This window comes from Mastigocoleus testarum BC008, assembly GCF_001456025.1.
Lineage (GTDB): Bacteria > Cyanobacteriota > Cyanobacteriia > Cyanobacteriales > Nostocaceae > Mastigocoleus > Mastigocoleus testarum.
This window is the reverse complement of the sequence record NZ_LMTZ01000118.1, coordinates 206,354-229,041: the sequence shown is the minus strand read 5'-3', so window position 1 is coordinate 229,041 and position 22,688 is coordinate 206,354. Positions and strand designations below refer to the sequence as shown.

Sequence of the window (22,688 nt, the reverse complement as noted above, 5' to 3'; positions counted from 1 at the left end):
AGATGTGATAACTTTTTAGCCAGACGTAATATTAATCCCATTGCACATATGCTTATCTTCTTTATTGTCCGGGGGGTTTATTCTAAAGTCTTCACGGATGAAGTTGCATCCTTCCCGGAGTAAATAATCAAAATCCCACTTCCATAGTTTCACAGATCTGTCACCACTTGCAGAAGCAAGCATTTTACCTACAGGGCTGAATTTAACATCATAAACCCAGCTATTGTGTCCCGTAATGCTTTTGATTTCTTTACCACTGCTGATATCCCATATCTTGACTGTACCGTCAGGGCTGGCAGAGGCGAGCATTTTATTGTCAGGGCTAAAGCTGACACCCCTAACCCATCTTTGATGTCCCCTGAGGGTTACAATTTCTTTACCGGTGTTGACATTCCAAAGTTTTACTGTTTTGTCACCACTTGCTGAAGCGAGCATCTGACCATTGGGACTAAAGCTGACCCCCCTAATTGAATTTTGATGTCCGACCAGGGTTTTTATTAGTTTAGCTGTACTGGTATCCCATAGTTTGATTGTGTTATCCCAACTTCCAGAAGCAAGGATTTTACTATCTGGACTAAAGCTGACTTTTCTAACCGATGCTGTATGTCCAGTAAGAGTTTTTATTAATTTACCTGTATTGGGGTTCCACAATTTTACTGTGTTGTCATCGCTTGCAGAAGCAAGGAGTTTGCCATTCTTACTAAAGCTGACACCATCAACGCTGTCTTGATGTCCCCTAAGGGTTCTAATTAGTTTACCCGTATTCGTTTGCCATAACTTTACGGTGCGATCGCTACCGGAGGAAGCTAAGGTTTCACCGTCGGGGCTAAAACTAACATCAATCACCCAATCTTTATGACCAGTAAGGGTATTAATTGTTTGCTTGGTGCTGCTATCCCAAAGTTTAATTCTTAAATCGCTACTAGCAGAGGCGAGAATCTTACCATCTGGACTAAAACTGATTCCCTTAACATCTTCTGTATGTCCAGACAAAGTTTGAATTTCTTTGCCGTTAATAATATCCCATAGTCTTACGGTTTTATCATCACTTGCTGAAGCAAGGATTTTGCTATCTGGGCTAAAAGTAATTCTATTAACAAATTCTATATGCCCTGTAAAAGTATTTATTTTTCTACCGGTTTTAACGTCCCACAACATAACACTTTTGTCAGCACTTGCCGAAGCTAAAATTTGACCATCTGGACTAAACTTAACCCCCCTAACCCCGTCTTTATGACCAATGAAGGTTTGTATTGGTTTACCAGTGTTAATATTCCAAAGTTTGATGCTTCGATCCCAACTTGCAGAAGCTAATATCTTACCATTTGGGCTAAAGCTCACACCGTAAACTTCATCTTTATGTCCAGCAAGGGTTTTGATTTGTTTACCGGTACTGATATCCCATAATTTTATCAGACCATCAACACTAGCAGACACAAGAACTTTGCCGTCTGGACTAAAACTGACATCATGAACTAAGTCTTGGTGTCCAGCAAGGGTACGGATTTTTTTACCGGTATTGATATCCCAAAGTTTTATGGTTTTGTCCCAACTTGCAGAAGCGAGCATATTTCCATCTGGACTAAAACTAACATCATGAAGTTCATTTGCGTGTCCCTGTAATGTTTTTATTTGTTTACCGGTATTGATATCCCAAAGTTTTGCTGTTTTGTCCCAACTCGCTGAAGCAAGGATTTTCCCATCTGGACTGAAGCTAACCCCCCGAACTGAGTTTGTATGTCCTGTAAGAATTTTGAGTTGTTTTCCAGTACTTGCATCCCACAATATGATGGTGTTGTCAGTACTTGCAGAAGCTATAATTTTGCCATTAGGGCTGTAACTAACATCGTTAACTGCTGCTGCATGTCCTCCCAAGGTATTGGGTGCTGCAACATTAGGAACAATATGCAATAGTGTCAACTCTACTTGTCTGCGAGTATTGCTATCTACCCAAGGTAAACTTTGCATTTTTACTGCAGCTTTAACACTAGTTTGAGTTGCTTTTTGTTTATTTAATCTTAAAAGACCATCAGCAGCTTGGGTTAAGGAATTGATTTCACCAATAGCAGCACTCCACCAACCCAAACCAGCTAAGCCTGCTAAAATCAAGGCTACTAGAGAAAAACTGCTCAGTCCAGTAATTGTGATTTTTCGTCTGCGATCGCGTTCCTGTTTTTCGCGATCGCGTAATGCTATACTTGCCTGAATAAAATCTTTTGCTCCTTGGCTTAGATCGTTGGAGCGTGAAGCTAACTTTTCTTCTGCTTCTAATAGGGATAAACCTCGTAATAATCCGCCATCATCTCTATTTGCTTTTTCCCATTGACGCATCGTTTCCCGTAAAGATTCTTGCCAAGTTCGGAAGTTACGGTCTTTATCAATCCATTGTTGTAGTTGACTCCATTCTCGAATTAAAGCTTCATGAATAATTTCTACTGTTTCAACGCGATCGCTTTCATTCCAAGCTGTTACTACTAAACGTTCATCGGCTAAATGTTTGACTAAATTCCAATTATACGGATTGATTTCTTCCCGAGTTGCAACACGTTTCGTATCTTCTGTACCTTCCCCAGGACGCACTAACTGAGTAAATATTCGTTCCGCTTTTGCTTTGTCTGCTTCGGACAACAGATCCAAAACTGAATCTGCATATTTAGCTAAAGCTTTTTCTAAACCGCCAATTTCTCCATAAGCTTGGTGGGTAAGATACCATTTATTTGGTTTTTGCCATAGTTGCGTCAGGGTAAATTCTAATAGGGGTAAACGTCCCGGTTGTTTACCCAGGTCATCAATTAGTTTTGCAGTTAGACCTTCTTCTAATTCCACCTTCATTTTTTCCGCAGGTTTTTCGATTGCTGCGGTTAATTCCTCCCGGTTCATTGAAGTGAGTAAGATCGGTCGATATTTTTGCAAAGCTTCTCCCATAGGTTGATAATCCAGAACTTTTCCCATAAAGTCAGCCCGAAGTGTAAAAACTAGGGTAAAGTTGGGGGCAAATTTTACAGCATAAAGCAATGCATCTAAGAAAGGTTGACGTTGTTCTTCCGTTGCTAAAGTATAAAGTTCTTCAAATTGATCGGCAATTAATATAATATTTGGTTGAGAAAAGTTCTGTTGAGATATTTGTTTGCCAGATTTATTTGGCTCGGAATTATGGATTACCTGAGAATCTTTGCTGGAGACGTAGCATGCTACGTCTCTACATTTCCATAAGGGGTTATTCTTACACGTATTTGAAATAATATTTTCAATAAATTGACACAAAGCTTGTTCGTTAGCTTTTAAGTCTACTTCTAGTTCTAATTCCTTTAATCTGTGGTTACTTTCTTCTATTTCTTTTCCCTCTTGCGAACTAATCACATCTTGAAGATGGGAACTCAAAGCGGTTGCTAAAGCATCAAAAGGATTTTTCCCCGGACGGAAAGATACTACTTGTACGTTACCAGCTTCTCGCAATCTGGGAACTAAACCAGCAAATACCAAAGAAGACTTTCCACTTCCAGAAGCACCCACCACAGGAACTAATGCTTCAGTGTTTGCAGAGTCAACTAAATCTGCAATAAACCTATCTCTACCAAAAAATATCTCTGCATCTTTTTCTTTAAATGCGGATAATCCCTTATAAGGAGAGTTAGGAAGTTTACCTGTTAGTCCCCCTAAATCTTCCCAATTGGGAGCAACTTCTAAAGTATTTTGACAAATAATTGGTAACCAGTTAACTCCTGGTATTTGCTGTTGAGAATCTTCCTTATTGGTAAGTTCTTGAAGTTTAACCCTTGCATCTCGCACAGAAGCAAACAAAGATTTTCCTTGAGAGAAAGAACCTAAAAAATACTTGAGAAAATCTTGAGCAATTTTATCTGGTACGGCTTCTCGCCAAACAATAATATAAGGTAAACCTAAATTTGCGAACTGTTCAGCTAAACCCAAACCATCGCAAGAATTAAAAATTGCTAATCTTAAACCCTTTGCAATAGCTTCACGGAAAGTATTTCTAATTTCCTCTGGATTTAAACAGTCCTCAGGATTAATTTTCAAGGAACCGACATGATTCTCACGATCTGTCTGACTGTGACCACTGTAAAACAAGACGTCACAGGGTTCATCCCATAATTTGATAAAATCTCGACGTTCTGGTTGAGAAAGAACAGTTAATTCTGCTCCCCGTTGTTTCAACTTTTCTATTAATTCTCGATCTGTTTCGATATCTATATTTTGATTGTCACCAAAAATACTAGTAATTTTAACTCTTCGAAATACTTGATTATCAATCGGTTTAACTTTCTCAATTTGTTTAAATTTCAATTGAGATTCATGTAAATATAATGCGACTTCTAAACTAGAATTTCCAGGGAAATAATCCCATTCCCGCCAAGGTAACCGATGTAAAATATCCTTAGTCGATTGAGACTTAATCTGTTCGGTATTAATAACAAATATAACTTCGGAATTAGAATCTGATGTAACTGAATCTGATATGACTACAGGTTCAATTTGTGACTTAATATTCCCAAGCCAAGTATTCAATTGAGTCTGTAAACTTCTAGCAGATTGTTTACAGTCTTGATAGCACTCAGACCAAGAAAAATTAGTAGTTTGTTTGCGTTTAAACCCCATTCTCAAGGGGTTAACCAAACTGAGATATTGATTTTGCCATTTTTGATATAGGACTGGAATTTCTGGTGCTGGGGGAAGTTGGATTTCTAGTTCTGTAGATACCCCTTCAGTATTTACTAGATTTAATATGTTTTTATTTTCACTAAATCCTGACTGAAAGTCGCCATCACCAAACTTTAAGCTTACCAGAATCTGCATTGTATTTATTGGCTCAAGGGCTTAGCTCGGGATTATTGTTAGGTCACACCTGCAAAGACGCGAAATTTCACACCTCTACAAAGATAGTAATCATGATTACGATATAAATAAATACGAACTGATAATAGCTTATTCCAGATATTTAAATAAATTTTGATACACTATGTGATCGATTAGATTCACAAGAAAATGTCGGGACACGGGCAATTTTAATTACTGCGAAAATTAAGCAAACAAAATAATCAAAACTTTGTAAAAATTATAACTTCTAGTACTCCACCATATTAATTATGAGGGATTGTAGAGACGTTGCGTGCAACGTATCTACAGGGGTTTTGACGACAAACCAATCCGTCATAATTAATGAAAAAGACTACTACAGACCCGCTTTTTAATCCGACGAGTAAATGATGTATTCCTGATCCTGATAAGCAATAGGTAAGTCTAACTGATGATCGCTAGCTGTCATGAAATATTTTGCTTTGTATTTGAGCATCAGAGACTCTACTTGTCTCGTCGTCAAGTTTGCATATCCATCATTAAGCTGTTCCCTAACGGCAAAGCCTACTTTTTCCCATTTATTTGGATTACCTGATAAATCATTTAGACGTTCATACCAAACCTGAATTGTGGCATCATCCGAGGGCACATGCTTAAACTTTGCAATCGTTGCACGCTCTGACAACCATGTAAATTCATTAAATTTTGCTGGCGGTGAGATAATTACAGAATTCTTAGGTGTATTATCTTTAATCCAAGCAAACATTGCTTTGCCATTTGACCTAATTCCATCAGGATGATTCCATGGAAATCCCTGCAATGCAAAAGCCTGACCGATGAAAATAAATCCCCCATGAACATAAGTCATTGCAACAATAACAGCACAGAATGAAAGAAAAATTTTCCTGACTCTTATGTGTGGGAACGAGCATTCTAAAGCACGACAAAATAGCAAACAAGTTATCATAGGCAACATGGCATCGCCAAATCGAAATGGGTAATATTGAAGAAATTTTCCATCTCGATCAATCGGAAAAATTACAAGTCCTAAAACAAAAGGAATAAGCATCACAAGTGCAAATCTTGATAGCTGCGAACAAGCAGACTTTTGTTGGCTCGACAAGTCACTGGAATTGAACGGAAATTTATTTTTATGAATTAAAAAGCATATTAATGTAGCAAGTGAAATATAAAAAACCAACCATAACCACATCTTTATTGACCAGGCTAGTGGATAAAGATGATGAGGATTACGTAGGAAAACATATATATAGGATGCCGTAAAACGAGAGTCAATTGAATCTACTGATGAAGAAGTGAAATGCTGGAAAATCGGGATAATGGAAAAGCAACCAAAGACAATATATACAATAAATATAGCCCCAATTTTTCTAAGACTAGGGCATTCAATCTGTCGTGACAATATTTGGAGTACTAAAAATAAAGCTATCGAGATCGTAGCATAACCACCAACTAGTACATGGAATGATGTAGCTAACCCAAGTATTATTGCCATTGGGATATAGTATTTCTTTATTACTAGCCACAATGCAATGGAAATAAAGGCATAAGAAAATCCTTTAGGACCAAGTTCTCCTATAATCCACTCACCAGCAATCATTCCTTGTTTATTTAAGAATAAAATAGTAGCAAGTAATAGCGAATAAAAGTTAAGACCTATTTCAGCACTTAAAAGAGTTACCCCCAAAGCAAAGAGAAGGTAGTATGTCATTCTACCAATAATTGAGGTTGCTAAAAATCCTGTTGCCATGGAAAGCTTGCCAAAAATAGATTGAAATATAATTTGATATTTTTGGGGCTGATTAATATAAAAGTCCTCAGGAATCCAGCCCGGATCGACATATTGCCTCGCCAATAGTAACTTTCCAATTTCATTGTTTGTCATATTACCTTTTAGCAGTTCACTGATAACAATTAATGTAAAAACTGCTAAGCTCGTAATTATAAGAATATTCCGTTGTTTATTTTTGATGAGCCTAGATGAGTTCAGAGAAGCCAATATATACCTCACTATTTACAACGAATATAAAAGTTAACTGGCATTGTGCCATAAAAAATAGCTATAAAGTAGGGTCCGGTGCTATTTTACACAATGTAACCCATTAATATATTCGAGAAGAAGCGACGATTGAAGAGCATTCTGGGAGAATTTGCCAATAAAACAAAAAAAATAAGTGGGGTAATTAATTGGAAGTACCTTCTAGCAGTCAACTGAGCCGATATCTGGAAGTTTGCTGTTTACAGGTTAGTGCCAATCTCAGTTATGAAGATGCAGCATTGGATATTAAGTATTTTACAAAAATAGCAAGTTTCTCACAGCACTAAATAACGGGCTCTTACTATGATTTGAGCATGAAGATGCTAGAAGAGTAGGAATTTTAATTGACAAAAAATAATTAAAATTTAAACAGAATCCAAGCAACGATCGCTCCTCCTAAAATCAGATAAATAACATTTACCTTCCATCGAAAACTTATCATAAAGGTAATTAGTAAAATTACCCAACTTTGCCAGTAAATCAATACTGATTGTGATAACTTAACTATTACTGCTGCCATCAAAGCAATTGAACTAGTATTAACAGCATCTAAAAACGCAGAAGTCCAACGAAAGCTTCGAAGTTGGGAAACCACCGAAATTAGAGCAGCACTGAAAAGGAATGATGGCAAAAAAATAGATACTGTTGCAACTATTGCGCCAGGTATCCCCAAAAGTAAATAACCGATAAAAGTTGCACTTGAAAGTAAAGGACCAGGAGTTATTTGGGCGATCGCGATCGCATCTAATAATTGTTGCTGAGTCAACCAACCAAAATCATCAACCAATTCCCCTTGCAAAAATGCGATTAGGACATAACCGCTACCGTATAATAAACTAGCAACCTTAAGAAAAAATATACTCAGTTTTCCTAAGGAAAGACTTGGAGAATAATTAGCATCAATAAAAAATAATATAGCGATAGTTATTAGTAAAAAAAATACAGCTTTGGGAATTTGAAATTTGGTATTTGCTGATTGTTCTACCCCTGATTCTTCCGGTGATAACTCTTGATGAAATCCTATTAAGAGCATACCGATTGCTCCACCGACAAGGAGCAAAATTATCTCACTCACCCCGAAGAAATTTGCAGTACAGACAAATATCCCAATGATTAACAAACGCCAGTTATTGATCGCCGTTTTGCCCAATTTCGTCACAGCTAATAACATTACAGCCAAAACGACTGGTTTAACTCCATCCAAAAAAGAGGCTATTTCGGGAAGAGCGCCAAACTGAGTATAAGCCCAAGCAAAAGCAGTCTTAATCAGGGCTGCAGGAAAAATTAGACAAATACCTGAAATGACAAATCCCAACCATCCACCATATAAGTAACCAACATGAATTGTAACTTCGACTGAACTTGGACCTGGGACGAGGTTACTAGCGCCAATAATATCGAGAAACTTCTGTTTTGTCAGCCATTTTTTCCGCGTTACTACCTCATATTCCATCATCGCTAGCACCACAAGGAAACCACCAACTCCAGTGCTTCCTAGCTTTAAACACAGGATTGCTAATTGGCTTAAATTTTTTAGCCTATCTGTATTCATCCAAAAACACAGCGCGATAAACAAACATAATACTCGATGAGGGCGCAAGGCATTGCACCCCTGCAGATAACATTACTGCGAATAAAAACACATCGTATAAAATACAACTTTTTTACTGATTATTGTGAAAAGCATTCAAGAAGTTAATAACAAAAGGCGGAGCGGATCTAAATAAATCCGCCACGGACAAGGAATGTCTTTAATTGCAGCCCATTTTTCTTTATACACTTCTGCTTGTAGGTGGTAATCTTTAGAATTTCTAGGAGGAGAATTAAGTTTTAAATAGACTGTCGTCCTGTGGGGTGTTTCACTAATCTGAACTAGCCAAGCTTGAAAACTATTGTCTTGGTTTTCTCGGTCTGTAAAAATTAGATGGTGGGCGCGAATTCCTACATGTGTCACTTCACTAGGAATCGGTTCAATCGCTTGCAAAGTACAACCCCAATCCAAAGCCTTTACTTGTGTAGGTGAAACAGCACGAGCACGGGAAAAATTCTTACATTGAGTTAATTGAGCAACTTGTAAGGTCTGTGGATGCTCGAAAATATCTGTTTTGGAACCATCAGCAATGATTCGGCCTTCGGAAAATACTAAAATATTTTGACAGACTCGGTAAGCTTCTTCCAAGTTATGGGTAACAAATAAGGTCATCCCTCGGTAAGTTGTAAGGGTTTCGCTCAACTGCTTTTCAATTCGACTGCGCAGGTATGTATCAAGGGCTGAAAAGGGTTCATCTAAAAGTAGAGCTTCTGGTTCAATAGCTAAAGCCCTAGCTAAAGCAACTCGCTGCTGCTGTCCCCCAGAAAGTTGATAAGGATAGCGGTTCTCTAAACCTTGAAGTTCAACTAAAGCAATTTTTTCTGCTATGCGTTGGTTTAGTTCGGCTTTATTAAAAGAACAACCATTATAGTGTCCATACTTTAAACCAAAGGCGATGTTATCCCTCACGGTCATATTGGGAAACAGGGCGTAATTTTGAAACAAAAAGCCGATGCGACGGTGACGGGTTGATATATTGATTCCCCGTTTTGAGTCAAATAGCACTCTTCCATTTAAAACAATTCTTCCATTTTTTGGGGTTTCCAAGCCAGCAAGACAACGCAAAGTCATGCTTTTCCCCGAACCGGAACCTCCTAAAATTCCCAGAGGACTGTCATCGGTAGTAAATGTCACTGATAATGTAAAGCCGGGACGTTGGTTGAGAATATCTATTTCTAAGGAGGTTGGGGAGGGAGATTGTTTTGGAACTTGTATTTGAGAAAAAGAACTACGCGAACTAAAACATTGCTGAGTAATTTGAGATAATTTTCTAGTTATAAATCTAAAGTTTATAAATCTAAAATTTATAAGTCTAAGGTTTATGAATCTAAGGTTTATGAATCTGAGGTTTAAAAATCTGAAGTTCAATAACCTTAAATTAAAATTTCCAAATCTTTTTTTCCTAACTACTCGTTTTTCTTCAGACAAGTAGTTCATTGTATTAACTACAAAAAGGGAAACCCCCACCAAAACTAATACCCAGATTAATGCTCGATCCATTTCCCCCCCTTCTGCAGCAAAAAATATCGCTAGGGGAATTGTCTGTGTTTGTTGGGGAATATTTCCTGCGAGCATTAATGTTGCTCCGAATTCTCCCAAAGCGCGAGCAAAAGCTAAAATAGTTCCACCTAAAATACCTTCCCAAGCTAATGGGAAAATAATTCGCCAGAAGATAGTCCCTTCCGGAACTCCCAGGGTGCGAGCTGCATAAATCAAGTTTTGATCTATTTGTTTAAAAGCTCCCAATGCTGTTTTGTACATCAAAGGAAAAGCAACAACCGTTGCAGCAATTACTGTTCCCGTCCAAGAAAAAATGACATTTACTCCCACCGCATATAATAATTGCCCAAACCAACTATTTCTCCCAAAAATCACCAGTAAAAAAAAGCCAACGACTGTCGGCGGTAGAACCATAGGTAAAGTCAAAACACCATCAATTAATCCTTTAGCTTTACCTTGATAATTAAGCATTTTACGAGCAACTGTAATTCCCAAAAAAAATGCTATTGGCGTTGCAGTTAAAACAGTTTTTAAGGATATCCATAGAGGCGAAAAGTCAAATTCCATACCAGTTGCCGTCTTGATTACTGATTTTTTGGAAATTTATAAGTTTTAGATTTATAAGTTTCAGATTTATAAGTTTTAGATTTATAAGTTTCAGATTGATAGGTTTTAGATTGATTATTTTGGGATTTACTAATTATTCTGGGAGTTATTAATTGGAGAGTTATTTATAACTGGAGTAAATCCGTTTTTTGCAAATACTTCGCTTGCTGGTTTACTCGATAAAAATTCCACAAATTCCTTCGCTGCAGTGGAATTATTGCTATCTTTTATGACTGCGACTGGATAAACAACCGGAGAATGAGATTTTACTGGTGCGATCGCAGCAACTTTGACTCTATTTGAGCTTTTTGCATCTGTAGCGTAAACAATTCCCGCATCAACATTACCGGTTTCTACATAAGTCAAGACTTGACGAACAGTTTTCGCAAAAACAGTTTTTGATTTTACGTCCTCGAAAATCCCTGCATTAGTGAGAACTTCCTTTGCATACTTACCCGCAGGTACGCTATTCGGTTCGCCAATCGAAATTTTGTTAACTTCAGTAGCAGTTAAGTCTTTAAAATCAGATATGGTGCTATTATCTTTCGACACGATCAAAACAACTTTATTTTGCAGCAAATCCTTACGACTTCCCTGACTCAAAAGTCCTTGTTTTTGCAAAATATCCATTTTGTTGACCGAAGCGGAAATAAAAACATCAGCAGGTGCTCCCTGTTCTATTTGCCGTTGTAAATTACCAGAACTAGCAAAATTGTAGGTAATGGAAACCTGTGGATTTTGCTGCTCATACATTTTCTTTATTGATGGAAGTGCATCTGTCAAACTAGCAGCAGCCGATACAGTTAAGCTTGCGGTTTGTTGTGTATTTGCTCTTGAAGTCGAGTTTTGGTTAGTTTGATTGCAAGCAATTAACAATGAGGAAAGAATCAGTACTAATATTTTCGGCTTGACTTCCAACAGTCTAATCATCAAAATATATTTGTACCCTAAATATTAACATGTATTAGTAATTCGCAAAGCTTTCTCGATTCATTTTGTCAGAATAGGATGACGTTAGCCGTTGAATTCTTGACCATACAAATAAAGCTATTTGAATGCTAACAACATAGTTAAATAATAGGACGTAACGTAAGCGGATCCGTAGGTAGCAGTTCCAGAACCGTAGGTAGGGTAGCTATAGGTAGGGTAGCTATAGTTATTGCGTGGCGTTAGTGATAGGTAGTGACGTAATTACGTTTATTTTGCGTGAGTCCTGAATAATTAAAACTGAATTGGTAATAACATTCCAATTCCCAACCTAGTTTCATTATCTGCTCTAACCCTGAGAGTCTCAAAAGGACTCGAACCAACTCTATTGCTGAGATATGCTTCTAGCTGCAAACCAGAGAAAGCTTTACCGAGTAGTGACTTTGGTTCCCAACGTACACCCAAACTCCATGGAATAATTGACTTACGAGTGTTATCAATAAATGCGTTACCTTCTCCCCCGAGATTAAATCCAACTTCAGCGATCGCATCTAACTCTGGAGACAAAGGAATCGAAGTTCCAACATTAAATCCAGCAATTTCTAACCCAGTACGTTGAACATACCCCAAGGTAGGAGTAAACCAAGCTGAACCTCCTTGAGGAAATTTATAATGCAATGGTGCAGACAAAGTAACAACGAATACCTCCCCAAGTTCTACACTTTCGTTACTAACACTAAATCCAGTCTTTTCTAAACCTAAGGACTCAAATCTATTGCGATCGTTGTTAATCAGGTTTACCAGCACACTATTAGAACGGGCGAAGCTTCCAGCAAGACTCAAGGTAAATGGTTTGTCATCAGCTTGATTTAAAAAGCGGATTTTGCCACTAACTCCAAGGACAGATTCATCTACTATCCCGGAAATATCATCTAAGAAAATACCTATTTCTAAATCATCTTCTATTCCATAGCGAATTGCAGACGATGTTCTCCCTTCATTTAATTGGAGCAAGGTTAATAACTGTTTCCTAGGAACAGTACCACCATCAAAAGCACTGAATCCAGCATGGGTACTTTGGGGTATACCTTGTCTGACACCGAAATGACTAGGATAGCGACGATTTGCGACTGTAACTCCAGGTATATAGGTAAGTCCTAATCCTAATGCGTCAAACTCTCTATCTGTGACTATAGAAAGAGGTCCAGTATTAGCCAAAGTATTAGAAATGAATAAGTCTGCAGCTAATCTGGGATTGATTATATATTTCAAACCTGCATTGTAGGCAATATCTCGAGTTGGTAATCCCGTATCCCTATTGATAGTGTTATTACCTGTAAATGGTATAAATGCATCACCCCATAAAGATAATCTTGGACTTAATTGATAACTAATGGCTCCTGCTAAACCAAAATTTGCACCAAAAGAACCAGAGTTTGGTTGTGGTAATCGATTAAGATAGAGAGCATTATCTTCTGGTAAAAAAGCAACTTTAGGAGATACTGTAAACTGCCAACGCTTATCGGGTTTAATAGTGTAGGGTAGCTCCAGAGAAAAAACCGTTTGTGCATTTAGTCCTGCTGCCACAATACCATTAGCATCAGCAAAATTATATGGACGTCTGTCATTTCCTCTAGAGGCTGCGATCGCGCCACTCAAAGCCTGCGTACCATCTTTACTTTGCCAAATTCTCTGTTTTGCTTGTAGAGTCCATTCCTGAAAAAAGTTTGTACTTCCTTGGTCATTAATTCGTTGAGCGCTGTATGACCCTTGATATTGCGGTCCAGCGTTATCAACTGTCTGAAAATCCAAAGTCAGTTCTAAATCATCGGTCACACCCCAGCTAATCCCAAGAGTTGGTTGATCTGTAAGACCATCACTTCTAGCAGTCCCCGAACTGAAGAAATGACGATGACGTACAGAAATAGAAATTTCTCCTTTTCGTAGATGCTCTGCTGTTGTTAATATTGGGCGACTATTAGATATGCTTAAGTTGTTTTGAGTAACTTCTTCTCTATTATTTTGACTATTGTTCAGAATATCTTTTGCGATGGTGTCAATCCCAACTGATATATTTACATTATTAGGATTTACATTATTAGGATTTTCGACAGTAATTTGCTTTTGGTTCTGAGATTTTTTTTTAGCTTCCCTAAGTCTATCAATTAAATTTTTTTGTCTTATTTCATCTTGATTTATATTCACACCATCTTGGCTAGCCGAGGCAATATCTGATGTAGATAAGGCTAATAAAACGCAAGCAGATATCTTTAAAAGTCTCATATATCTTTAATATAATTCGAATGATTTATGATTATCTAAAACAAATAATATTGATAAAAGTATTTAATAATATATAGATATTGAAAGATAAAAATTTATTGCACAACTTTTAATATCAAAATACAATCACGAAATAATAAGATATAAATATTATGGAATCAGATAATCATATTTACCCGCAGATAACTTATATATTTACACGTATATTTTGCACAGATTTTGAAAGAAATTAAGTATTATAAATACATTTAAAAATAAAAAAATCTATAAAATTCGCACTTGATCGTTATTGGGGATAGAATTTCATCTCGAAAGATCTATATTCGTACAAAACTCAGCAAACATTTTCTTCAGAAAGAACCCATTACCTGAAGTCCAACAATTGGTTGCTCGTCTTCATTACTATGAATAAAAGGGAATAGAATAAGTCCGCGTTTTTGGCTCAACTCCAGTTTTGCTGTCAAATATCCCAATGCAGCACCAGCTAATACCTCTGAAATTCTGTGACGATTGAGATTCAAGCGCGAGTAGCTAATTAGAGTAGCCCCAGAGTACCACAGAAATGCTGAGTCTGGATTATAGTGACTTTGTACAGTAGCTACAGCAAAAGCCGCTGTTGCATGACAACTAGGAAAACTATCATTACTATCTGAGTCTGGTCTTTGAACTCGTGTTACCTTTTTAAGAGCGATACATGCAATAGTGCTACTACCAAGAGAATCTAATGTTCTTAGAGCGCGTTGTTTTCCTTCTTTAGGATCTAAAAGTAGAGGTAAAGTTACACCACTACCAAGGTAAATTAATGTACCCGGTCCAGAAACAAATTTAGAAACTTCACGATCAAAAGTTTCTGCTTTCACTTTGGGTGCAAGGGTCGTAACAACTAAAGCTATTAAAATCGGACATAATGCTTTAAAAGGTAACATAGTAATCCAAAATACTAATTCTAAAACAGTACAGATATTGGCAGAATATAGTTATAAACTTCCATACTTATACCAATTCGATAAATCATTGCAACAGATTCTCCGGTAGAGACGTTGCATGCAACGTCTCTACGGAAATCTATCTGTCTCATTATTTTTCCAAATTGGTATTACTTAGTAAAGATAAGCACACAACACTTGCTTTGCATTACTATTTTTTATTCAGTAAATTCTTACTCTTTAACTCAACCCACACCCTTATTGTTATATTTTCTACCTATCTACAGATTCCTAAAAAACTTTTGTATAAATTGCGGAATCACGGAATATGAATCTGAATACCTTCATAGCAACCAAATTCAACCAAAATCACAACTAGGACAGACAAAAATGACCTTTTCTACTACCACATCCTCTACAACTCTCAACAAACCTGTTTTACGTGAAGGTTCTACAGGAGAAAACGTTAAAGAGCTACAAGAATTATTATTACCTCACGGTGTATTTTCATGTATAAATTACGACTATGCTTGCGTATACCCTGGGGAAGAAGTTATTGACGGTATATTTGGCTGCCATACAACCAATGCAGTGAAACTATTCCAGTCTAAAGTATTTTTGTCAGAAGATGGAATTGTCGGCGATTGACGCTAAAGCGTCGGCGCGAAGCGATCAGACTTGGCGCACACTCTATTTAGGTGCACCAGTTGATATGCCCGTTCTTCACAAAGGTAGCAAAGGTATACTGGTTGAAAAAATACAGTACAGACTATCTGATGCCGGATATTATCACTCTATTATTGATGGCGATTTTGGAACTGCAACCGAAGCAGCAGTTAAGGATTTACAAACATATATAGGTCTAACTATTGATGGTATTGTTGGCGATTGACGCTAAAGCGTCGGCGCGAAGCGATCGCACATGGTTTGAACTGAGCAAAATATTCATCACCTCATGTTAAATTCCTACTCTCTATTAACTTCTACTTTTTATTAAGTAGAATGAGTTTTACTTATCATTAAAATCTTGTTCTTAAACAAACTTACTTTGCTTTAGTTTGCTAGAAAAAGATAGAATTTCCCACAAATTTCAATGCGTTACATAAATTACGCCACTCGTTACATTTATAGAGAATACTTTAATTTCTCTACACTGGTTACAAGTAATAATTAAGCTGAACTTATATTTGAGTAAAAGCCTTATATCACAAGGACTTACAAAATACTTACTTATATACTACACAGTGATTTTACAGAGAATAAAGTTTAGTTTACAAACCAATAACTATATCTGAAATATTCATTAAAAGTTATCACAACTACATTGCTCTCATAGGAGAATAATCAGTGTATAAATTTATTTATACATCCTCAAACACAATTAGCATTGAGACAAAGAAACAAAAATGACTAACACATCATCTACTGCTCTCAACAAACCTGTTTTACGTGAAGGTTCTAAAGGAGAAGCTGTCAAAGAACTACAAGAATTATTGTTACGTAGCAATATAAATGTTGTAGTTGACGGTATATTTGGTCCCCAAACAACAACCGCAGTTAAATTATTCCAGTGCAAAATGTTTCTCCTACAAGATGGGATTGTTGGTGACAAGACTTGGCGTACACTTTATCAACGTGCACCAGTCGATATGCCAGTTATCCGTAAAGGCGACACAGGCGAACTAGTCAGAAAAATCCAGCAAAGACTATCAGATGGTGGATACTATCGTTCGAATATTGATAGTGATTTTGGTCCTGTGACCGAATCTGCAGTGAAGGATCTGCAAATCAAAGCAGGTCTATCTATAGATGGAATAGTTGGAAATCGCACTTGGCATGAACTTAGTAAAATAGAACCCAGTCCTTCTTCATGTTAATTTTTTCGTTAACTAGAATGGGTTCTAGTACAGTTAGGCGTAATTAGAGTAACCATTAAAAATCTCTGAAAATCCTAACATATAAGCTTTTTGACTTTTTACTTCCGCGAAGCGGTACTGGTTATTAGCCAGATTTAAATAGAAATAACGAAAAAGCCTCTTCAAACAAATTAAAATTAGGACAAATAGAAATGACTAACATATCATCTACGGCTCTCAACAAACCAGTTTTACGTGAAGGTTCTACAGGGGAAGCCGTAAGAGAATTACAAAGATTATTATTACCTCACGGTGTGTTTTACTATGTCGATAGTAATCATGCTTGCGTATTTCCTGGAGAAGAAGTAATCGACGGTATATTTGGTCCTGCAACAACAAATGCAGTCAAAATATTCCAATCCAAAATGTTTCTCCCACAAGATGGAATCGTTGACGATAGAACTTGGCGGGCAGCCTATTTTAGTGGACCAGTTGATATGCCTCTTCTTCGTCGAGGCGATCGGGGCGAACTAGTCGAGCTAATTCAGCAAAGACTATCCAACGGTGGATATTATCGTTCTGCTATTGATGGTGATTTCGGTCCTGCTACTGAGTCTGCAGTTAAAGACTTACAAATAAGTGCAGGTTTAGACATAGATGGTGTCGTTGGCAATGATACTTGGTCTGAACTCAGCAAATTATATGCAGATTTATGCCTGTAAGCATTCATTCAACAAATAAATTCTGTTACTAATTGAATAACCTCTGCTTTGGGGTAAAAAGTAGAGGTTATTACCTTAGCAGCAATAAACATGATGTAATAGATAATTATCTGTATGTATAGCGCACGCATGCATTTATTTATCGATACTGGGGTAACAATTAATATGAATTTCACCTCACATTTGATAAAAGTTCTATAGGATAAATTAGAACAAATAAAGATTTTGGAATTTGGTATTTTAAGTAAGAATACATAATAAAAAGTTCAGATTACGAATAAATAACGATTTATTAAAATAATATTATGAGTTATCAATATTACATTTATTTGATAAGAGAATAATCTAGTAAGAATTTATTTATACAAAGTAAATTCAACAAAATCATCATTAGGAAAAATAAATATGGCTTTAACATCATGTTCTGATATCAACAAACCAGAATTACGTGAAGGTTCCAGAGGAGAATCTGTAAGAGAACTACAAGAATTATTACGTAAAAACGGTCAAGAGATTTCAGTTGACGGTATATTTGGTGCAGGGACCAAATATGTAGTTGGGGTATTCCAGTGCATAATGTTTCTCCCGCGAAATGGAGAAGTTGACAATAATACTTGGTGCGCACTTTTTCGAAAGGCTCCAGCCGATATGGAAGTTCTTCGCAAAGGTGACAAAAGTGAACTCGTAAGGAAAGTTCAGCAAAGGCTATATGATGATGACAGATATCGTTCTACTATTGATGGTGACTTTGGTCCTGTAACCGAAACTGCAGTGAAGGGCTTACAAAAAGATAAAGGTTTAGTAGTGGATGGTATCATCGGCGAGAAGACTTGGAATGAACTGAGCAACTTACAATACCCCTCATGTCTTTAAGTTCTATCTTTTATTAGAGCCTGCTCTACTTGCGATTTAAATTCTGTTATTAAATACATGTTACTGATTGACGCTCCCCACCCTATAGAGGGATGGGGATTCTTGATATTTATTACTTGCAAAGCCTCAAACGCCACTAAATGGTTAGATTTAACTACGCACAATGCTGTTTTTACAGCAATGTTTGACCTACCTTACATCCCCTATAGAGGGATGGGGTATTCGGTAGTTTTGATAAATTCAAACCCAGTAAGTTTTAATAATGTTAGGGCGTTTACACTTTTAAAATATTTTTGGGGTAATTGAGGTAACTAGTTATGGCTAAACCTAAAGTTTTCATTGATGGTGCAGAAGGAACTACCGGCTTGCAAATTCATTCCAGGTTAAACCAGCGTGATGATATCGAGATTATTAGCATACCCCAAGAAAAACGCAAAGATGCTCAAGCAAGGTCAAATTATATTAACTTAGCAGATGTTGCTATTCTCTGTTTACCCGATGATGCGGCTCGCGAAGCAGTAAGTTTTGTAAGTAATCCCGATGTGAAGATATTGGATGCGAGTACTGCTCATCGAGTCGCAAGTGGTTGGGTATATGGTTTTCCCGAACTTGAGAAAAACCACAGAGAAAAAATTCGTTCCTCCAAAAGGGTTAGTAACCCCGGATGTTATCCAACAGGTTTTTTAGCTTGCGTGCGTCCACTAGTTACAGCAAGTATTATCCCCAAAAATTTCCCGGTCACCATCAATGCTGTTAGCGGTTATTCGGGAGGAGGAAGAAAACTGATCGAAGAATATGAAAAATTTCACAATGCTTCCCCCTTATCAGCAACCGGTTATGCTTATGGAATATATGGCGTGAAATTCGGTCACAAGCACGTTAAGGAAATGCATGTATATTCCGGTTTAGATATTCCTCCCCTGTTTGTACCTGCGGTGGGAGACTTTGAGCAAGGAATGTTAGTACAAATTCCCTTACAATTACGCGCTTTAGAAAAATCTATTACTGGTGAAGCAATCCACACCACCCTCAAAGAATATTATCAAGATGAAGAAAATATTGTGGTTGCTCCTTTAAATGATGAAAGTTATTTGCGTAATGGTAAATTTTTGGACGCTCAAGGAGCAGTTAACACTAACTTAGTACAAATTTTTGTCTTTGCGAATGATAATACTCAAGAAGCTTTATTAGTCGCTCGTTTGGATAATTTAGGTAAAGGAGCTTCAGGAGCTGCGGTACAAAATTTGAATATAATGCTTGGTTTTCCAGATAATTTGGGTTGCTGATGGGGATTGGGTAATTGGTAATGGGTAATTGGTAATGGGGGTAAAGTACGGTTTTCAAACTCTGTAGGTTAAACCATACCAGCTAAAGGTAGTACAGTAGTGATATTTGTCTGCCTTCATTACTAGATATAGAATTTCAGAATGGATATTACAAAATTTGTACAACTTTCTCTCGGTAGATGGCGATCGCAGCGTAGTGCTCATCATTTAGCTTTTGCTCACTTCGAACAAGTGATTTCCACAATTGATATTGTTCCTTTAGCATCTGACGATGCAGACGTTATTGCTTTGTGCAAGTCTTACGAAATCGCTCCTGAATTAGCAACCGATCCTTTTCGCATGACTTGGGAAGGAGAATCTGACTGGGAAGAAGAAGAAATTTCCCAGGGGACAACTATTCTTGTTCCCATTCCCGATCCTAATGAACCCCAAAAAGGTAAATTATTGCGGGATAGAGGATATGCGGAAACAATTCCTTCCGTAGGTAATTATCAAATCAATGAAGAAGGAGTTTTTAGTTTATTAACCCCTTACGACCGAGCAATGGCTGAGGAGAAAATTTGGTTTTGTGGGGATAATGTTCGCTTTCGAGTTTCTTTAATTAAAACTAGTGCGGGTTCCGGAGTTGTTACCGCTTCTTTTTCTTCAGAAATCCGTTCCTTAAACGAGAAAAAATCATGAGTGATTCCTTAATGATGAAATTAGCCAGTTGGATGGCTGGAGATTTTAGTAATTACAAACAATCTTTTGCCGATACGAAAAATTTTGCTCATATTCGGATTTTTTTCCGTCCTTTACCGTTTGAATTTTTTGAAGGAATTGGGTTTTATTCCGAACAAACATATGACTACGATCTATGGACTCCTTACCGTCAAGGAATTCATCGGGTAGTGGGTCGGGGAGAAGAAATTTATATTGAAAACTATAGTTTACAAGATGCTTATCTTTACGCCGGTGCAGGACATAATTTAGATATTTTAAAAACCATATCTCCCGATAAAATAGAGCGCCGTCATAATTGCTCGATGGTTTTTAGATGGGAAGGGAATTTATTTCGAGGGGGTGTAGAAGGAAATAAATGTTTAATTGAAAAGTACGGAAAATCAACTTATTTAATTAGTGAAGTTGAAGTGACGGAAACAACTTGGATGAGTTTAGATCGAGGTATGGATATTAATACCCACGAACAGGTTTGGGGGTCAGAACATGGACCCCTAAAATTTGAAAAGCGTCAAAGTTTTGCTGATGAATTACCAACAGTAAACACATCTATATCTAGTTGATGGACCTTACATCGAGGCTACAACTTTACTAGATGAAAATAACTTAAAGCTAAGACACCCTACTTAACTCTTAGCAATTACCAATTACCCATTACCAATTACCCATTACCAATTACCCATTACCAATTACCAATTACCCATTCATTACCAATTATGCAGTTAAAGCCCTCTGTCGGTTCTTTTCTACCATTTCATCGAGTTGAGAAGGTAAAATACAACGACGTTCAGAAGAATAAGTCATGAAATTGACTCCATTCATCAACTTAACCGTGCTTACCCGCACGCGAAAATCATCCGTCACGAACCAACAACGTTCTTGACCCTGATTTTTTTCATATTCTGTATCAATGGTCAATACTCCATCTTCCGCAAAACTATAAATTCCTACTACTGGAATACCTTCAACGTAACCTTGATTGCGGAAAAATTTACCACAACGGGGATTATCAGGGTTAGGAACATCTACAAGTATTGCCGCATAATTAGGATTGGGTTCCCCATCTTTAAGATTTCCTTGCCATGAAAACTTTGCACCTCCAGCAACTGAAGCTGGGTCAATCCCTTCTTTTGAGGCGATTTCTAAAACACTGGGTTCCTGTCGATCTAAAACTTGAACAATCAGATTTGATTCCCCGGATTCATCCGCAACTGCAGCAAAGTTATGCACTGCTCTTTGAGAGAACCAAGTCCCCTCACTTTTACGAAAAAAATCCATCATTGTCATTGGTGGTGTCACTGACATTCTTAATTTCTCCCTCAAAACCCAATTATTTCTTTTATGGCAAGCAATACCCACCATATAGCATGATAATGTTTCTTAGATTTTTAAGGAATACAGGGAACAGGGAACGGGGAACAGTAAACAGACAATACTCTAAAAGTAGTTTTCTCGCAAATGAGGTATTTATCTCATCTTGTCCGCAAGTCATATTTTGACTTATGTCCTAAGGACACGCTACAGCTGCGCTACCTACGGTTAAGCCTTGCGGCAGAGCCTATGACTACGTCACCTTACGGATCCGGCGACGGCAAAGCCTCTGGCTGTGCTTACGTCGTCAGACGTGTGCAATCCACTAATGACTTTTAACTTTTGAATTATTTATGATCTCTAACGAAATATTACAAGCACTCCAAGAAAAAAAAAGTTTTGCCAAAACTAACCTGCAGGGAATTAACTTCAGTGAAATGGATTTGTCAGGAATTGATTTTAGTAGCACCAACCTGATCGGTGCAAATTTAAGTCAGACGAATCTGAGCGGTGCAAACCTTAAAAATGCTGATTTGCGCGGGGCTAACCTCAGTGGTGCTAACCTAACAGGAGCGAATTTAGCAGAAAGTTACTTATTCAGATCTAATTTGGAAGGGTGCTGTCTAACTGAAGCCCAATTGGAAGGTGCAAAACTGCAACTCGCCCGCTACGACTCCCAAACTCAATGGGTAGAGGGATTTGACTACAGAAATTCTGGCGCAATTGGACCAAAAGCAAACTTGAATGGAGTATTTCTTAATACTGCTAACCTGAAAAATGCAGATTTGAGAGGCGCTAATCTCCGGGGAGCTTACCTCAGCGGTACAGATCTGCGGGGAGCTAACTTAGAAGATGCTGCTCTAAGTGGAGCTAACTTACAAGGAGCTTTATTCACCGGAGCTTATTTACGTAAAGCTCGTTTCATTGGAACTGAATTACAGGGAGTAGATTTCCGCGCTGCTGATTTGACAGATGCGAATTTCGAGCAAGTGCAAAATATTTCCGGCGCTGATTTTACAAAAGCTCAAGGTATTAGTGAAGAAACGCGAGCCATGCTCTGCAGTCGTCCGGGCGAAGAATTAGGACAATGGAATGCCTTCACTCGCTGTAATACAGGCGATAGCCTAGGTTGTCAAGCCAGATCGTAAATTTAACAGAGTCTAGATAAAAGTTACAGATTATTACTTTCTATCTCAGAAATGAGATTCAAGTA

Annotated in this window: 18 protein-coding genes and 1 pseudogene; 10 read left to right on the top strand and 9 right to left on the bottom strand. The window is 37.5% G+C overall.

What is annotated here, in order from left to right; all coding sequences use genetic code 11:
* Positions 1-15: 15 nt before the first annotated feature.
* Together BC008_RS30540 and BC008_RS30535 are read right to left on the bottom strand one after the other, a co-directional pair.
* Positions 16-4,815 (bottom strand): nSTAND1 domain-containing NTPase, encoded by a 4,800-nt coding sequence (locus BC008_RS30540; RefSeq protein ID WP_058184159.1) that lies wholly within the window; start codon positions 4,813-4,815, stop codon positions 16-18.
* 391 nt (positions 4,816-5,206) lie between these two features.
* The gene (locus tag BC008_RS30535; protein ID WP_058184158.1) at positions 5,207-6,835 is read right to left on the bottom strand and encodes a DUF6798 domain-containing protein; all 1,629 of its coding nucleotides are present in this window, start codon (positions 6,833-6,835) and stop codon (positions 5,207-5,209) included.
* A 120-nt stretch (positions 6,836-6,955) separates the two neighbouring features.
* On the opposite strand from BC008_RS30535, the pseudogene BC008_RS51680 reads away from it, so the two are divergent.
* A pseudogene (locus BC008_RS51680) lies at positions 6,956-7,140 on the top strand (ISKra4 family transposase); the annotation flags it as partial.
* A 92-nt stretch (positions 7,141-7,232) separates the two neighbouring features.
* Here BC008_RS51680 and chrA read toward each other — a convergent pair.
* The 6 genes from chrA to BC008_RS52230 form a co-directional block, all read right to left on the bottom strand.
* Positions 7,233-8,426: a chromate efflux transporter gene (chrA, locus tag BC008_RS30530; RefSeq protein WP_027845331.1), complete on the bottom strand. Its 1,194-nt coding sequence runs from the start codon at positions 8,424-8,426 to the stop codon at positions 7,233-7,235.
* Positions 8,427-8,561: 135 nt separating this feature from the next.
* On the bottom strand, positions 8,562-10,532 hold the full coding sequence (modB, locus tag BC008_RS30525) for a molybdate ABC transporter permease subunit (RefSeq protein ID WP_027845330.1): 1,971 nt from the start codon (positions 10,530-10,532) through the stop codon (positions 8,562-8,564).
* 129 nt (positions 10,533-10,661) lie between these two features.
* Entirely contained in the window at positions 10,662-11,501 is an 840-nt protein-coding gene (gene modA / locus BC008_RS30520) for a molybdate ABC transporter substrate-binding protein (RefSeq protein ID WP_027845329.1), read from the bottom strand.
* A 291-nt stretch (positions 11,502-11,792) separates the two neighbouring features.
* Positions 11,793-13,781: a hypothetical protein gene (locus BC008_RS30515; RefSeq protein WP_058184157.1), complete on the bottom strand. Its 1,989-nt coding sequence runs from the start codon at positions 13,779-13,781 to the stop codon at positions 11,793-11,795.
* A 350-nt stretch (positions 13,782-14,131) separates the two neighbouring features.
* Complete coding sequence (locus BC008_RS30510; protein WP_058184156.1) at positions 14,132-14,707, bottom strand: phosphatase PAP2 family protein; 576 nt, start codon at positions 14,705-14,707, stop codon at positions 14,132-14,134.
* A gap of 20 nt (positions 14,708-14,727) precedes the next feature.
* The gene (locus BC008_RS52230; RefSeq protein WP_268768256.1) at positions 14,728-14,859 is read right to left on the bottom strand and encodes a hypothetical protein; all 132 of its coding nucleotides are present in this window, start codon (positions 14,857-14,859) and stop codon (positions 14,728-14,730) included.
* A 238-nt stretch (positions 14,860-15,097) separates the two neighbouring features.
* Here BC008_RS52230 and BC008_RS52520 point away from each other — a divergent pair, with 238 nt between their 5' ends.
* From BC008_RS52520 to BC008_RS30470, 8 genes are all read left to right on the top strand, one after another.
* Complete coding sequence (locus BC008_RS52520; RefSeq protein ID WP_153009689.1) at positions 15,098-15,355, top strand: peptidoglycan-binding domain-containing protein; 258 nt, start codon at positions 15,098-15,100, stop codon at positions 15,353-15,355.
* A complete protein-coding gene (locus BC008_RS52515; protein WP_161938183.1) occupies positions 15,342-15,599 on the top strand; it encodes a peptidoglycan-binding domain-containing protein in 258 nt (85 codons plus the stop codon). Before BC008_RS52520 ends, BC008_RS52515 begins: the two co-directional genes overlap by 14 nt.
* A 514-nt stretch (positions 15,600-16,113) precedes the next feature.
* Positions 16,114-16,584, top strand: a complete 471-nt coding sequence (locus BC008_RS30500; protein ID WP_027846347.1) for a peptidoglycan-binding domain-containing protein — start codon at positions 16,114-16,116, stop codon at positions 16,582-16,584.
* 191 nt (positions 16,585-16,775) lie between these two features.
* Entirely contained in the window at positions 16,776-17,285 is a 510-nt protein-coding gene (locus tag BC008_RS30495; RefSeq protein ID WP_036268359.1) for a peptidoglycan-binding domain-containing protein, read from the top strand.
* 405 nt (positions 17,286-17,690) lie between these two features.
* Positions 17,691-18,158, top strand: a complete 468-nt coding sequence (locus tag BC008_RS30490) for a peptidoglycan-binding domain-containing protein (protein ID WP_027846349.1) — start codon at positions 17,691-17,693, stop codon at positions 18,156-18,158.
* Between the two features lie 317 nt (positions 18,159-18,475).
* Positions 18,476-19,444 (top strand): N-acetyl-gamma-glutamyl-phosphate reductase, encoded by a 969-nt coding sequence (gene argC, locus BC008_RS30480; protein WP_027846350.1) that lies wholly within the window; start codon positions 18,476-18,478, stop codon positions 19,442-19,444.
* Between the two features lie 141 nt (positions 19,445-19,585).
* A complete protein-coding gene (locus BC008_RS30475) occupies positions 19,586-20,125 on the top strand; it encodes a phycobiliprotein lyase (protein ID WP_027846351.1) in 540 nt (179 codons plus the stop codon).
* Positions 20,122-20,727, top strand: coding sequence for a chromophore lyase CpcT/CpeT (locus BC008_RS30470; RefSeq protein WP_027846352.1), 606 nt, complete (start codon positions 20,122-20,124; stop codon positions 20,725-20,727). Before BC008_RS30475 ends, BC008_RS30470 begins: the two co-directional genes overlap by 4 nt.
* 151 nt (positions 20,728-20,878) lie before the next feature.
* Here BC008_RS30470 and BC008_RS30465 read toward each other — a convergent pair whose 3' ends face one another.
* Positions 20,879-21,469 carry a phycobiliprotein lyase gene (locus tag BC008_RS30465; protein WP_027844960.1) on the bottom strand — a complete coding sequence of 197 codons (591 nt, stop codon included), beginning with the start codon at positions 21,467-21,469 and terminating at the stop codon, positions 20,879-20,881.
* A gap of 359 nt (positions 21,470-21,828) precedes the next feature.
* On the opposite strand from BC008_RS30465, the gene BC008_RS30460 reads away from it, so the two are divergent.
* Positions 21,829-22,623, top strand: a complete 795-nt coding sequence (locus BC008_RS30460; protein ID WP_027844961.1) for a pentapeptide repeat-containing protein — start codon at positions 21,829-21,831, stop codon at positions 22,621-22,623.
* Positions 22,624-22,688 lie beyond the last annotated feature (65 nt).

Bases quoted from the DNA above. Each gene is read 5' to 3' on its own strand.
- modA (WP_027845329.1), bottom strand. From the start codon at position 11,501: ATGATTAGACTGTTGGAAGTCAAGCCGAAAATATTAGTACTGATTCTT.
- modB (WP_027845330.1), bottom strand. From the start codon at position 10,532: ATGGAATTTGACTTTTCGCCTCTATGGATATCCTTAAAAACTGTTTTA.
- BC008_RS30510 (WP_058184156.1), bottom strand. From the start codon at position 14,707: ATGTTACCTTTTAAAGCATTATGTCCGATTTTAATAGCTTTAGTTGTT.
- BC008_RS30515 (WP_058184157.1), bottom strand. From the start codon at position 13,781: ATGAGACTTTTAAAGATATCTGCTTGCGTTTTATTAGCCTTATCTACA.
- BC008_RS30465 (WP_027844960.1), bottom strand. From the start codon at position 21,469: ATGTCAGTGACACCACCAATGACAATGATGGATTTTTTTCGTAAAAGT.
- BC008_RS30495 (WP_036268359.1), top strand. From the start codon at position 16,776: ATGACTAACATATCATCTACGGCTCTCAACAAACCAGTTTTACGTGAA.
- BC008_RS30460 (WP_027844961.1), top strand. From the start codon at position 21,829: ATGATCTCTAACGAAATATTACAAGCACTCCAAGAAAAAAAAAGTTTT.
- BC008_RS30540 (WP_058184159.1), bottom strand. From the start codon at position 4,815: ATGCAGATTCTGGTAAGCTTAAAGTTTGGTGATGGCGACTTTCAGTCA.
- BC008_RS52520 (WP_153009689.1), top strand. From the start codon at position 15,098: ATGACCTTTTCTACTACCACATCCTCTACAACTCTCAACAAACCTGTT.
- argC (WP_027846350.1), top strand. From the start codon at position 18,476: ATGGCTAAACCTAAAGTTTTCATTGATGGTGCAGAAGGAACTACCGGC.
- BC008_RS30490 (WP_027846349.1), top strand. From the start codon at position 17,691: ATGGCTTTAACATCATGTTCTGATATCAACAAACCAGAATTACGTGAA.
- chrA (WP_027845331.1), bottom strand. From the start codon at position 8,426: ATGAATACAGATAGGCTAAAAAATTTAAGCCAATTAGCAATCCTGTGT.
- BC008_RS30470 (WP_027846352.1), top strand. From the start codon at position 20,122: ATGAGTGATTCCTTAATGATGAAATTAGCCAGTTGGATGGCTGGAGAT.
- BC008_RS52230 (WP_268768256.1), bottom strand. From the start codon at position 14,859: ATGAGACAGATAGATTTCCGTAGAGACGTTGCATGCAACGTCTCTACC.
- BC008_RS30500 (WP_027846347.1), top strand. From the start codon at position 16,114: ATGACTAACACATCATCTACTGCTCTCAACAAACCTGTTTTACGTGAA.
- BC008_RS30475 (WP_027846351.1), top strand. From the start codon at position 19,586: ATGGATATTACAAAATTTGTACAACTTTCTCTCGGTAGATGGCGATCG.